This is a genomic window from Pseudomonas sp., from assembly GCF_033723075.1.
GTDB lineage: Bacteria > Pseudomonadota > Gammaproteobacteria > Pseudomonadales > Pseudomonadaceae > Aquipseudomonas.
Map to the genome: position 1 here is coordinate 135,056 of NZ_JAWVXU010000002.1, position 13,261 is coordinate 148,316.

Below are 13,261 nucleotides of genomic sequence, written 5' to 3' on the forward strand. Positions count from 1 at the left end.
GCAAAGAGGCTGGCACTTGACGCCGGATGCAGCATGTTCGCCCAAATGGCTTAAGCCGCTTTTTCCTCGATCAGCCAATCCATGCGCCAGCCGGCCTGGCTTTGCCCGAGCAAGGTGGTCAACCAGGGCAGGACCTGCTTGAGTTCGTCCTCCAGGCCCCAGGGCGGGTTGCTGATCACCAGGCCGGAACCGTTCAGGCGTTGTGCGTCGTCGGCGGGGTGCACATAGAGCTCGATGCGCAGCAGCTTGGGTGCGTTGCTCTTTTCCAGGTCGCGGTAGAAGCGCCTGAGTTGGCCCAGCTCCTTGATCGGGTACCAGATCGCCACCACCGCCTGGCGCATCCGGCCGATGGCTTCGTTCAACGCTTGCACGCAGCGTTCCGGTTCATCGGTCTGCTCGAAAGGCGGGTCGATCAGCAGCAGCACGCGTTTCTCGCGGGTCGGCAGCAAGGCACGCGACACGTGCCAGCCTTCGCCCAGGTGCACGGCGACGCGGCGGTCACCGGCCATGTTTTCCTTGAGCAGGCGACCGTCTTCCGGGTGTTTCTCGTTGAGGTGCAGGCGATCCTGTTCACGCGTCAGCAGGCGCGCCAGTTCCGGCGAGCCGGGGTAATGGCGCAGCACGCCATCGGGGTTCATGGCGCGGATCACTTCCAGGTAATCGAGCAGTTGATCCGGTACATCCTCGGCCTGCCACAAGCGCGCGATGCCCTGTAGCCATTCGCCGGTGCGGCTGGCCTGATCACCCTTCAGGTCGTACAGGCCAACGCCGGCGTGGCTGTCGAGGTAGGCGAACGGCGCCTCCTTGCGCGACAGCAGGGCAATCAGACGGCTCAACACATAGTGTTTCAGTACATCGGCGTGGTTGCCGGCATGGAAGGCGTGACGGTAGTTCATGGGCGGGCTCCTGTGGCCGCACAGTTTACCTGCTTCATGCGGTCTGTAATGGGTCGTCTGCACGTGTAGCTCGACACAATACCTCCAGCAACCGCTGCAGGGCAGGTGGCACCGCAACGTCACGGCTCCGCACCAGCATGGTTGGGGCATCGGCCAGGACCGGATCAATCGCATGCCAGGCCACCAGACGCGCACGCGGGTGTGCCTGCAATAGGCTGCGCGGTAACAGGCCAATGCCCATACCACCGGCAATGCCAGCCAAAATCGCATCAATCGAACCGTAACTTTGCCGCGCCGCCACATGCAGTGCCTGCTGCTCGCACCAGCGCTCCAAACGCGCACGGTAATGACAGCCATTGGGAAAACCGAGCAGAGTGACAGGTACCTGCCCCAGCAGCGCAGGTGACAACCCAACCGGCAGTACCAATACCAATTCCTCAGGCCATAACAGCTCGCTGATCAGACGCGGGTGCTGATAGGGACCACCGATAAGCGCAGCATTCATCCGCCCGGCCAGCACCTCCTCGATCAGATCGGCACTGGTGCCTGTGATCAGTGTCAGGTTGACTCGCGGCGCCTCCTGGTGAAACGCAGCCAGCACTTCAGGCAGTCGCACCGCGGCCGTTGTTTCCATAGAGCCCAGACATACGTCACCAGCCCAGAGATCCGATTGCACGCTGGCCCAGGCCTGACGACACACCTGTTCCAGGTTCTCGGCGTGTGGCAGTAATCGCTTGCCCGCCTCAGTCAGATGCAGGCGCTGCGCCTGACGCTGGAACAGTTCAACATCCAGCTGTTCTTCCAACTGGCGCAAGCGCGCAGACACATTCGACGGCACACAGTGCAACTGCTGAGCGGCAGCAGTCAGCGAGCCGGTTCGACTGACCGCCAGGAAGTGGCGCAACAGGTGTGGATTGAGTCGTTCCCAAGGCGCCATAGACCACCCTCATAATCACCAAAAGTGAAAAACACTCATTATTTTTCACTAACAGTAAAAAATGATAGCCGTTACCGTGGCGACATCCCAGCAGGAGGCACGCGATGCTCCCGGTTTCCAATCGTCAAACGTTGCAAGCATTGCTTGCCGGCAGCGGCGCACTGATCGTGGTGCACACTCTCGGGCGCTTCGCCTTTACGCCGCTCTTACCGCACCTGCTCGGCGATCAGTTGTTCTCGCTGCATCAGGCCGCACAGCTGGCCACCTGGAACTACATCGGTTACCTCTGCGGTGCACTGCTGGCGCTGGCACTGTATAAACCCGCGCGCCTGCGCATTGCGCTGCCCAGCGCCTTGCTAATCAACGCGCTGCTGACCTTGAGCCAGGGTTTCACCAGCGACTATCAGGCCCTGTTAACGCTGCGCCTGGCCAATGGCATCAGCAACGGCCTGGTGTTCGTCCTGGCACCGGCGCTGCTGCTCGAATGGCTGGCTGAACGCCAGCGCGCGCATCTCAGCGGGCTGATCTACCTGGGTTTCGCAGCCGGCCTGCTGCTGGTCGGTTGGCTGGCCGATCTACCGGCAGCCTGGCTCAGCGGTGCGGAGCGCTGGTGGCCGGTTGCCGCGATTGCCCTGCCCCTGGCCATTGTTAGCGCCTGGCAACTCCAGCACCTGCATCTACAAACCCACCACAAGAGCAGCCACCGGCCAGCCTCGAGCCCGCTGTTTGATCGCAACAGCACCCCGCTGTTTCTCGCCTACGCCGGCGCAGGCCTTGGCTACATTCTGCCCATGACATTTCTACCGACACTGGCCCAGGCCCAACTAACCAGCGGTCACACGCTGGCCAGCGGTGTATGGAACTGGACGGCATTGGCCTGCATGGTCTCAATTCCGCTGTGGAACGCCCTGGGCAGCCACCTCGGTGATCGCCGCGCTCTGCTCTGGTCCTACCTGCTACAGGCAATCGGCTGTGCGGCGCCATTGTTCATGCCCGGCACCATCGGTTTACTACTCTGCGCTGTGCTGGTCGGCGGTGCGTTCATGGGCAGTGTTCTGCTAACCCAGCGACTGGCGCGCACCCTGCAGCCACACCAGGGCATACGCCTGTCTGCCGCGCTGATCGCCCTGTATGGCGGCGCGCAACTGACCGGGCCCTGGCTCGCAGGTCTGTGGCTGGAGCACGGAGGCAGCCTGGAGCAAAGCTTCGCCTTCGGCACACTGGCCATTCTCTGGTCACTGGTCTGGAGCTGGTTTATCCCCACACATTCGACTCGCCACACGGGAGCATAAACAGATGAACCTCAATTCCCTGCTGAATATCGACCTTCCCCTGATTCAGGCACCGATGGCCGGCGTGCAGCTGCACGGTTTGGCCGCGGCCGTATCGAATGCCGGCGGCCTCGGTTCGCTGCCCTGCGCCCTGCTCGACGCCGCCGGGTTGCGCGCAGAGCTGACGGCGCTGACGGCAAAGACCAGCAAGCCCTACAACCTCAACTTCTTCTGCCACACCCCGGCGCAAGCCGATGCGCAGCGGGAAGCGGCCTGGCGCGAGGCACTGGCGCCTTACTATGCCGAGCTTGGCCTGGACCCGACCGGCATCGCTGCCGGCCCCGGCCGTCAGCCGTTCAGTGGCGAAATGGCAGACCTGCTGGAAGAGTTCCGGCCGCCGGTGGTCAGCTTTCACTTCGGCCTGCCCAGCGCGGAACTACTGGCCAGGGTCAAAGCCTGTGGCGCAAGGATCCTCAGTTCGGCGACCACGATCGAGGAAGCGCTCTGGCTCGAAGCCCATGGTGCTGATGCAATCATCGCCCAGGGCCTGGAAGCCGGCGGCCATCGCGGCATGTTTCTTGGCGATGAGTTAAGCAGCCAGCTCGGCAGCTTCGCCCTGCTGCCGCAGATCGTACAGGCCGTGCAGGTGCCGGTAATCGCCGCGGGCGGCATTGCCGATGCCCAGGGCGTGCGCGCGGCCATGGCCCTGGGCGCGGCCGGGGTGCAGATCGGCACGGCTTACCTCTGTTGCCCGGAAGCGACCACCAGCGCCATCCACCGCGCCGCATTGCACAGTCCGGCCGCACGGCATACCGCCCTGACCAACCTGTTCAGCGGCCGCCCGGCGCGGGGGATCGTCAACCGGCTGATGCGTGAACTGGGCCCGATCAGCCCTGCGGCACCAGCCTTCCCCCTGGCTACTGCCGCCATCGCCCCCTTGCGCACCAAGGCGGAAAGCCAGGGCAGCGGCGACTTCTCACCACTCTGGGCCGGGCAGAATGCCAGCGGTTGCAAGAGCATCGGTGCAGCCGAACTGACCCGCGAGCTGGCCAGGGGCTTTGCCCCGTAGCCCGGATCAAGCACGGCACGCGCAGCAATCCGCGAGGCGCTCCCGGATTGCGCCACGGCTTATCCGGGCTATCCCCACCCCGGGCCGCACCCTGCCCAACGGCCCGTTATCACGCTTGCTGATAGTGCTGGGAGCCAGGTCTGGGCCTGCTTAGACTCGGCGCATACTAACCGGAGGTTTACCCATGTCCGAGTCCCTGCTCAGTTCCCGCAACCTGGCCTTCGAACTTTACGAAGTGCTCGATGCCGAAGCCCTGATCCAGCGCGAGCGCTTCGCCGATCACAGCCGCGAGACCTTCGATGCGGCCATCGACACCGCGCGCAGCATCGCCGAAAAGCTGTTCGCCCCGCATAACCGCAAGAGCGACGAACACGAACCCGAGTACGTGGACGGCGCCGCGGTGCTGATCCCCGAGGTCAAGCCGGCAGTGGATGCTTTCCTCGAGGCTGGCTTCCTCAATGCCACAAGAGACTTCGAAACTGGCGGCATGCAGTTGCCCAACCTGCTGTCCCAGGCCTGCTTTGCCCACTTCCAGTCGGCCAATGCGGCAACCACCTCCTACCCGTTCCTGACCATGGGCGCGGCCAACCTGATCGAGACCTTCGGCAGCGAGGAGCATAAGCAGCGCTTTTTGCAGCCGATGATCGACGGGCGTTTCTTCGGCACCATGGCGTTGACCGAGCCCCACGCGGGCTCCTCGCTGTCGGATCTGCGCACCCGCGCCGAACCGGCGGGCGACGGCACTTACCGGCTCAAGGGCAACAAGATCTTCATCTCCGGCGGCGACCACCCGTTGAGCGAGAACATCGTGCATATGGTGCTGGCCAAGCTGCCGGACGCGCCGCCCGGGGTGAAGGGCATCTCGCTGTTTATCGTGCCCAAGTTCCTGGTCAACGACGACGGTTCGCTGGGCAAGCGCAACGATGTGGTGCTGGCCGGCTTGTTCCACAAGATGGGCTGGCGCGGCACCACCTCCACCGCATTGAACTTTGGCGACAACGGCGACTGCGTCGGTTACCTGGTAGGCAAGCCGCACCATGGCCTTGCCTATATGTTCCAGATGATGAACGAGGCGCGTATCGGCGTCGGCATGGGCGCGGTGATGCTCGGCTACGCCGGCTACCTGTACTCGCTCGATTACGCCCGCCAGCGCCCGCAAGGCCGCCAGCCGGACGGCAAGGACCCGACCAGCCCCCAGGTGTCGATCATCGAGCACGCCGATGTGCGGCGCATGCTGCTGACCCAGAAGGCTTATGTCGAAGGCGCCTTCGACCTCGGCCTGTACGCCGCGCGCTTGTTCGACGATACCCAGACCCTGGAAACCGCAGAGCAGCGGCGCACCGCCCTGGAACTGCTGGATCTGCTGACCCCGATCGTCAAGTCCTGGCCTTCGGAGTTCTGCCTCAAGGCCAACGAACTGGCGATCCAGATCCTCGGCGGCCACGGCTATACCCGCGACTACCCGGTGGAGCAGTACTATCGCGACAACCGCCTCAACCCGATCCACGAGGGCACCCACGGCATCCAGTCCCTCGACCTGCTCGGGCGCAAGGTGTCGATGAACGGCGGTGCGGCGCTCAAGCAACTGGTCAGGCTGATCCAGGACAGCTGCCAGCAGGCCAGCGAATACCAGTCGCTGAATGCCCTGCGCCAACCGCTGGAGCAGCTGCTGGCGCGCCTGTCGACGGTGACCCTGGCGCTGCTGGGCGACCTGCAGAGCGGCAAGGTCAACCAGGGCCTGGCCAACTCGGCGCTGTACCTGAACGTCTTCGGTCATATGGTCATCGGCTGGCGCTGGTTGGAACAGGCGATCAAGGCCGAACAGGGGCTGGCGGCCGGCAACCCGGCGGATGTCGACTTCTATCAGGGCAAGCTGCAGGCCGCGCGTTACTTCCTGACCTGGGAAGTGCCGAGCTGCCATCACCACCTGACGATTCTCGAGGCCCGTGACGACACCTGCCTGGGCATGCAGGACGCCTGGTTCTAGAACGGCCAGGGTGAATCACACAACGCCTCGCTTTCGCGAGGCGTTTTTTTTGACAGGCGGGCAAGGGCAACGGTTAGAATCCATGGCACGCACCATGCATATCGGTGCACTCGCCTTTCGACCCGGAGTACCTTCTTGGACGCCAGCACCATCAATAATCTGTTCTTGATCGGTGCATTGCTGGTGGCCTTGAGCATCCTGGTCAGCGCCTTCGGTTCGCGCTTCGGCATTCCCATCCTGGTGATCTTTCTCGCCGTCGGCATGCTCGCCGGCACCGATGGGCCGGGCGGCATCCTCTTCGACAATTACCCGCTGGCCTACCTGGTGGGCAACCTGGCCCTGGCGATCATTCTGCTCGATGGCGGCATGCGCACCCGCGTCTCCAGCTTCCGCGTGGCCCTCTGGCCCTCCTTGTCGCTGGCCACGGTGGGGGTGCTGGTCACCGCCGGGCTGACCGGCATGGCCGCCGCCTGGCTGTTCAAACTGAGCTGGATGGAAGGCTTGCTGATCGGCGCCATCGTCGGTTCCACCGATGCCGCCGCGGTATTCAGCCTGCTCGGCGGACGTGGCCTCAACGAACGGGTCAGCGCCACCCTGGAAATCGAGTCCGGCAGTAACGACCCCATGGCGGTATTCCTCACCGTCACCCTGATCGCCATGCTTGCCAGCGGCCAGGATGGCTTGAGCTGGTCGCCACTCCTGCAATTGCTCCAGCAGTTCGGCATAGGCGCACTGTTTGGCCTGGGCGGTGGATGGCTGCTGCTGAATCTGGTCAACCGCATGGAATTGGCCAACGGCCTCTATCCCTTGCTGGTGGTCAGCGGCGGACTGATCATCTTCGCCATCACCAATACCGCGGGCGGCAGCGGCATTCTGGCCATCTACCTGTGTGGCCTGCTGTTGGGCTACAAGCCGATCCGCTCGCGTCACGGCATCCTGCACATGCTCGACGGCCTGGCCTGGCTGGCGCAGATCGGCATGTTTCTGGTGCTCGGCCTGCTGGTCACGCCCCATGAACTGCTGCCGATCGCCCTGCCGGCATTGGGCCTGGCCCTGTGGATGATCCTGTTCGCCCGGCCGCTGTCGATTTTCCTCGGCCTGCTGCCATTCAAGGGCTTCCATGACCGCGAACGCGCCTTTATCGCCTGGGTCGGCTTGCGTGGCGCGGTGCCGATCATCCTCGCGGTGTTCCCTCTGATGGCCGGTCTGGCGAATGCCCAGCTGTTTTTCAACGTGGCCTTCTTCATCGTGCTGGTCTCCCTCCTGCTGCAGGGCACCAGCCTGCCCTGGGCGGCCAAACTGTTGCGCGTCACCGTACCGCCGGAGCCGGTTCCGGTGTCGCGCGCCGGTCTGGACGTACACCCGACCAGCCAGTGGGAGCTGTTCATCTACCGCCTGGGCGCGGAGAAATGGTGCATAGGCGCCGCCCTGCGCGAGCTGAAGATGCCCGCAGGCACACGTATCGCCGCGCTGTTCCGCGGCAAGGAACTGCTCCACCCCTCCGGCAGCACCCGGCTCGAGGCCGGCGACCTGCTCTGTGTGGTTGGCCACGAACACGACCTGCCGGCCCTGGGCAAACTGTTCAGCCAGGCCCCCAAACGTGGCCAGGACCTGCGTTTCTTCGGCGACTTCGTTCTCGAAGGCGATGCCCAGCTCAGCGCCGTTGCCGCGCTCTATGGCCTGAAGCTGGACGGCATCAACAGCCAGCAGAGCCTGGGGCGCTTCATTGCCCATGAAATAGGCGGTGAACCGGTGATTGGCGACCAGGTCGAATGGCAGGGCCTGACCTGGACGGTGGCGGCGATGGAAGGGAACAAGATCCGTAAAGTCGGCGTCAAATTCCCCGAAGGCAGTCGTCCAGGACCCGGCCTGTTTCTCTGACTGCTTGCGCAAACCTCCTGCATCAAGCCTTTCAGCAGCCTGTTAAACTCAGCATCTTTTCGAGCCGCCCGATTGTGACCATGGCCTCTATACGTACCTATCTAGCCGTATTTCTGCTCGGGCTTTGCCTGAGTACGTCCTTGAGCCACGCGGCCGAGTCGCCGCAACGCACTGACGTGCAGCGCAACCTGGAGAGTCTGGCCGAGCGCAAGCTGCCGGAAGCCGAACAATCGGCCCTCAAGCAGACCCTTGAGAAAACCCTCGAGCTGCTCAATCAGCAGGCCGACAGCGAAAAGCGCCTGGACGATCTCAAGCAGCAGCTCGAGCAGGCGCCGCGATTGATCAGTGAAGCGCAGCGCGACCTGACCCGTCTCAAGGCCAGTAAACCCACCGCGGTCACCCAGCGTTATGCCGATACGGCGGTGCCGCAGCTGGAGCAATTGCTCAGCGAGCACAACGCTCAGCTGAACGACTGGCAGAGGCAGATCATCGATGCCAACAGCCTGATCATCACCGCGCAGACCCGCCCCGAACGTGCGCAGACGGAAATCAGCAACAACCAGACACGTATTCAGGAGATCAACAACGCCCTGAAAAATGGCAAGGAATCCGGTAAATCACTGACTGCCGAGCGGCGCGATCTGCTCAACGCCGAAGTCGCCGCACTCAATGCGCAGACCCTGTTGCGCCGCAAGGAACTGGAGGGCAACAGCCTGCTGCAGGACCTGGGCAACAGCCAGCGCGACCTGCTCGATGAACGCATCAAGCGCCTGGAGCAGGAACTGCTCGACCTGCAATCGCTGGTCAACCAGAAACGCCGGGCACTGTCCGAGAAAACCGTCGCAGAACAATCGCTCGAGGCGGAGAAAGCTGGCTCGGACAAGCTCCTGACCAGCGTCAGCACACGCAACCTCAAGCTCTCCGATTACCTGCTGCGCGCCACCGAACGCCTCAATCAGCTGACCCAGCAGAACCTGCAGACCCGCCAGCAACTGGATGCCCTCAACCAGAGCGACCAGGCCCTGGATGAGCAGATCGACGTGCTGCAAGGCAGCCTGCTGCTGTCGAAGATTCTCTACCAGCAAAAGCAGGCCTTGCCCAAACTGACCCTGGACAACGGCCTGGCCAATGAAATCGCCGACATTCGCCTCTACCAGTTCGAGCTGAACCAGCAGCGCGAGCTGCTCAGCAACCCCAACACCTATGTCGAACAGCTGCTTGCCAAGCAACCACCCGAGAACGTCACCGAGGAATTGCGCGCGACCCTGCTTGAGCTGATTGACACGCGCCGCGGCCTGCTGGAGCGCCTCAATCGCGAGCTCAATGCGCTGCTCAACGAATCGATCACCCTGCAGCTCAACCAGAAGCAGCTGCAGAGCAGCGCCCGTACCCTGCGTGCGACCCTGGATGAGCAGATGTTCTGGATCCCCAGCAACAAGCCACTGGATTTCGACTGGTTCGCCAGCGTGCCGCGCCTGCTGGAACGCCAGATTGCCGACCTGCCATGGGGTTCCAACCTGCGCGAGCTGGGTTTCGGCCTGATCGAGCGCCCGCTGTTGTTTCTGCCGTTGCTGCTGCTGATCGGCCTGCTGCTGTGGAAACGCAGCTACCTGTACCGCAAGCTCAATGAATTGCACCATGACATCGGCCACTTCAAGCGTGACAGTCAGCTGCATACGCCCCTGGCCATTCTCCTCAACCTGCTGCTGGCGCTGCCCGGCACCCTGTTCCTGGCCCTGTGCGGCTTCGCCCTGCAGATGGATGCGCGCGGCCAGAACGTCAACCTCGGCGCGGCCCTGTTCGAGATGGCCCAGGCCTGGCTGGTGTTCTATACCCTCTACCGGGTCCTCTCACCGGGAGGGGTGGCCGAGCTGCATTTCCGCTGGCCGCGCACACAGGTCAACTTCCTCCACCGGCAGATTCGCCGTCTCGGTCTGGTGGTCATCGCCCTGGCCGGCGTGGTCGCCGTGGCCGAGCACCAGCCCGCCAGCCTGGCCGACGATGTCATCGGTATCGCCGTGGTGCTGAGCTGTTACGGCCTGATGGCCTGGCTGCTGCACCAGCTGCTGCTGAGTGGCCCGGCACGCGAGCATGCCTCGGCGTTCCGCATACTCATCGGCCTACTGTTCAGCCTGCTGCCGCTGGCGCTGATCGTCGCGGTCGCCTTCGGCTACTACTACACCGCGCTGAAACTCAGCGACCGACTGATCGACACCCTCTACCTGCTGGTCATCTGGCTGTTCGTCGAAGCCGCCTTCGTTCGGGGCCTCGGCGTCGCCGCCAGACGCCTGGCCTACCAGCGCGCCACCGCCAAGCGCCAGGCCCAACAAGCCGCCGAGGGCGAAAGCGGCGACGTCGTGATCGAAGAACCGACCCTGGACATCGAGCAGGTCAACCAGCAGTCGCTACGGCTGATTCGCCTGGCCCTGCTCGGCGTTTTTCTTGCCGGACTGTACTGGGTCTGGGCCGACCTGATCTCGGTGTTCTCCTACCTGGACAACATCAGCCTCTACGAATACAGCAGCGGCAGCGGCGAAGCCGCCAGCCTGGTGCCGATCAGCCTCAGCGACGTACTCGGCGCACTGATCATCGTCGCCATCACCGTGGCCCTGGCGCGCAACCTGCCAGGCCTGCTGGAAGTGCTGGTGCTGTCACGGCTGAGCCTGGCGCAAGGCAGCGCCTACGCCACCACCACCCTGCTGTCCTATGCGATCGTCTCCATCGGTTTCGTCATCACCCTGTCGACCCTGGGGGTCAGCTGGGACAAGCTGCAGTGGCTGGTCGCGGCGCTCTCGGTCGGCCTCGGTTTCGGCTTGCAGGAAATTTTCGCCAACTTCATCTCCGGCCTGATCATCCTGTTCGAACGCCCGGTGCGCATCGGCGACGTGGTGACCATCGGCAATCTGTCGGGTACGGTGAGCAAGATCCGCATCCGCGCCACCACCATCACCGATTTCGACCGCAAGGAAATCATCGTACCGAACAAGACCTTCGTCACCGACCAGTTGGTCAACTGGTCGCTCAACGATACGATCACCCGGGTGATCATCAAGATCGGTGTGGCTTACGAGACCGACCTGGAGCTGGCGCGCAAGCTGATGCTGCAGGCGGCCATGGAAAATACACGGGTGCTGCGCGATCCCGAGCCGCTGCTGTTTTTCCTGACCATCAGCGCCAGCACCTTCGACTACGAACTGCGCTTCCATGTGCGCGAACTGGCCGACCGCAACGCCTCCACCGATGAAATCCTCACCCGGATCGCCCTGAGCTTCCGCGAACACAACGTCGAGATGGCCTTCAACCAGGTCGAGGTGACGGTGAAGAACCTGCAGGGCCAGGAGCTCAACCTGGGCAGCGGCGAGACCACGCTCGTCGCGCCGGCCAAGTCCTTCTCTACCGTTAAAGCCGAACCCGACCAGGATCCGATCACCCCGACGACGCCTGCGCTCGATCCCCCGTAAACCTCTCCCCTTGCCAGGGGTCTACAGTTCGAGCAACGCGCGGATACCCCTCGCCGACCACCCGGCGACCGAGCCCCAGGCTCGGCCGCCCCGCCCGCAGGAGTCTCACCTTGAAGTCGCTCACCGACCTGACCTTTGACAATCGCTTCGCCCGTCTCGGCGATGCCTTTTCCACCCATGTGCTGCCCGAGCCGATTGCCGAGCCGCGCCTGGTGGTGGTCAGCCAGGCGGCCATGGCCCTGCTCGACCTCGACCCGACCGAGGCCGAAACCGAGGTGTTCGCCCAGCTGTTCGCCGGACACACGCTGTGGAGCGAGGCCGAGCCGCGGGCCATGGTCTACTCCGGGCACCAGTTCGGCAGCTACAACCCGCGCCTGGGCGATGGCCGCGGCCTGCTGCTGGGCGAGGTAGTCAACGACGCCGGCGAATACTGGGACCTGCACCTCAAGGGCGCCGGGCAGACGCCCTATTCGCGCATGGGCGATGGCCGCGCCGTGCTGCGCAGCTCGATCCGCGAGTTCCTCGCCAGCGAACACCTGCACGCCCTCGGCATTCCCAGCTCGCGGGCGCTGTGCGTGACCGCCTCGAGCACCCCGGTATGGCGCGAGAAGCAGGAAAGCGCGGCCATGATTCTGCGTCTGGCGCAGAGCCATGTGCGCTTCGGTCACTTCGAGTACTTCTATTACACCCGCCAGCACGACCTGCTGAAACAACTCGGCGAGCACGTGCTGAGCTGCCACTTCCCCGCCTGCCTGGCCCAACCCGAACCCTACCTGGCCATGTTCCGCGAGGTGGTCGAACGCAACGCCGAGCTGATCGCCCACTGGCAGGCCTATGGTTTCTGTCACGGGGTGATGAACAGCGACAACATGTCGATCCTCGGCATCACCTTCGACTACGGCCCCTACGCCTTTCTCGACGACTTCGACGCCAACCACATCTGCAACCACTCCGACGACACGGGGCGCTACAGCTTCAGCAACCAGGTGCCGATCGCCCAGTGGAACCTCGCCGCCCTCGGCCAGGCGCTGACCCCACTGGTCGAGGTCGATGCCCTGCGCGAGACCCTGAGCCTGTTCCTGCCGCTGTACCAGGCCCACTACCTCGACCTGATGCGCCGCCGCCTGGGCCTGCTCAGCAGCGACGCCGGCGACGACGCATTGGTCCAGCGCCTGCTGCAACTGATGCAGAGCAGCGCAGTGGACTACACGAATTTCTTCCGCGAGCTGGGCAACAGTACGGCCGAGCAGGCCCTCGCCCGCCTGCGCGACGACTTCACCGACCTCGGCGGTTTCGATGCCTGGGCCAGCGAATACCGGATCCGCAGCGAACAGGACGGTGGAACCCAGGCAGAACGAAGCGCGCGCATGCACGCGGTCAACCCCAAGTACATCCTGCGCAATTACCTCGCCCAGCAAGTCATCGACGCCGCCGAACAGGGCGACTATGGCCCCGTGCGCGAACTGCATGCCGTGCTCAGCCGGCCGTTCGACGAACAACCTGGCTTCGAGCGCTACGCCCAGCGCCCGCCGGAATGGGGCAAACACCTGGAAATCAGCTGCTCGTCGTAGGCGAGGCCAGACATATGCATAGAGTGGATGATGCCTTTTCATCCCCCTCCCCCGTTCAACGGTGAATGGATGAAGCCTCTCCCGCCCGACGAGTGGCTTACCCTGCCCTTATCGGTTAAATCGAAAAAGCATATAAACCTTCTCAAACATTCTTAGACTCTCTAAGCAGCAAGCCTTATCTTCAGCGC

General features: G+C 63.6%; 8 protein-coding genes. 6 read left to right on the forward strand and 2 right to left on the reverse strand.

The window, feature by feature from the left end; genetic code table 11:
* Positions 1–50: 50 nt before the first annotated feature.
* Positions 51–896, reverse strand: a complete 846-nt coding sequence (locus tag R3355_RS03215; protein ID WP_318960030.1) for a 23S rRNA (adenine(2030)-N(6))-methyltransferase RlmJ — start codon at positions 894–896, stop codon at positions 51–53.
* 34 nt (positions 897–930) lie between these two features.
* Positions 931–1,833, reverse strand: coding sequence for a LysR family transcriptional regulator (locus R3355_RS03220; RefSeq protein WP_318960031.1), 903 nt, complete (start codon positions 1,831–1,833; stop codon positions 931–933).
* Between the two features lie 104 nt (positions 1,834–1,937).
* Here R3355_RS03220 and R3355_RS03225 point away from each other — a divergent pair, with 104 nt between their 5' ends.
* The 6 genes from R3355_RS03225 (at position 1,938) to selO (ending at position 13,073) form a co-directional block, all read left to right on the forward strand.
* Positions 1,938–3,125, forward strand: a complete 1,188-nt coding sequence (locus tag R3355_RS03225) for a YbfB/YjiJ family MFS transporter (protein ID WP_318960032.1) — start codon at positions 1,938–1,940, stop codon at positions 3,123–3,125.
* A 4-nt stretch (positions 3,126–3,129) separates the two neighbouring features.
* Positions 3,130–4,173 carry a nitronate monooxygenase gene (locus tag R3355_RS03230; protein WP_318960033.1) on the forward strand — a complete coding sequence of 348 codons (1,044 nt, stop codon included), beginning with the start codon at positions 3,130–3,132 and terminating at the stop codon, positions 4,171–4,173.
* 184 nt (positions 4,174–4,357) lie between these two features.
* Entirely contained in the window at positions 4,358–6,160 is a 1,803-nt protein-coding gene (locus R3355_RS03235; RefSeq protein ID WP_318960034.1) for an acyl-CoA dehydrogenase, read from the forward strand.
* A gap of 135 nt (positions 6,161–6,295) precedes the next feature.
* The gene (locus R3355_RS03240; protein ID WP_318946204.1) at positions 6,296–8,041 is read left to right on the forward strand and encodes a potassium/proton antiporter; all 1,746 of its coding nucleotides are present in this window, start codon (positions 6,296–6,298) and stop codon (positions 8,039–8,041) included.
* An 80-nt stretch (positions 8,042–8,121) separates the two neighbouring features.
* The gene (mscK, locus tag R3355_RS03245) at positions 8,122–11,502 is read left to right on the forward strand and encodes a mechanosensitive channel MscK (RefSeq protein WP_318960035.1); all 3,381 of its coding nucleotides are present in this window, start codon (positions 8,122–8,124) and stop codon (positions 11,500–11,502) included.
* Between the two features lie 110 nt (positions 11,503–11,612).
* A complete protein-coding gene (gene selO, locus R3355_RS03250) occupies positions 11,613–13,073 on the forward strand; it encodes a protein adenylyltransferase SelO (RefSeq protein ID WP_318960036.1) in 1,461 nt (486 codons plus the stop codon).
* Positions 13,074–13,261 lie beyond the last annotated feature (188 nt).

What these genes read in the sequence shown, in the direction of transcription:
- mscK (WP_318960035.1), top strand. Translation starts at nt 8,122, where the DNA reads ATGGCCTCTATACGTACCTATCTAGCCGTATTTCTGCTCGGGCTTTGC.
- R3355_RS03225 (WP_318960032.1), top strand. Translation starts at nt 1,938, where the DNA reads ATGCTCCCGGTTTCCAATCGTCAAACGTTGCAAGCATTGCTTGCCGGC.
- R3355_RS03215 (WP_318960030.1), bottom strand. Translation starts at nt 896, where the DNA reads ATGAACTACCGTCACGCCTTCCATGCCGGCAACCACGCCGATGTACTG.
- R3355_RS03220 (WP_318960031.1), bottom strand. Translation starts at nt 1,833, where the DNA reads ATGGCGCCTTGGGAACGACTCAATCCACACCTGTTGCGCCACTTCCTG.
- R3355_RS03235 (WP_318960034.1), top strand. Translation starts at nt 4,358, where the DNA reads ATGTCCGAGTCCCTGCTCAGTTCCCGCAACCTGGCCTTCGAACTTTAC.
- R3355_RS03230 (WP_318960033.1), top strand. Translation starts at nt 3,130, where the DNA reads ATGAACCTCAATTCCCTGCTGAATATCGACCTTCCCCTGATTCAGGCA.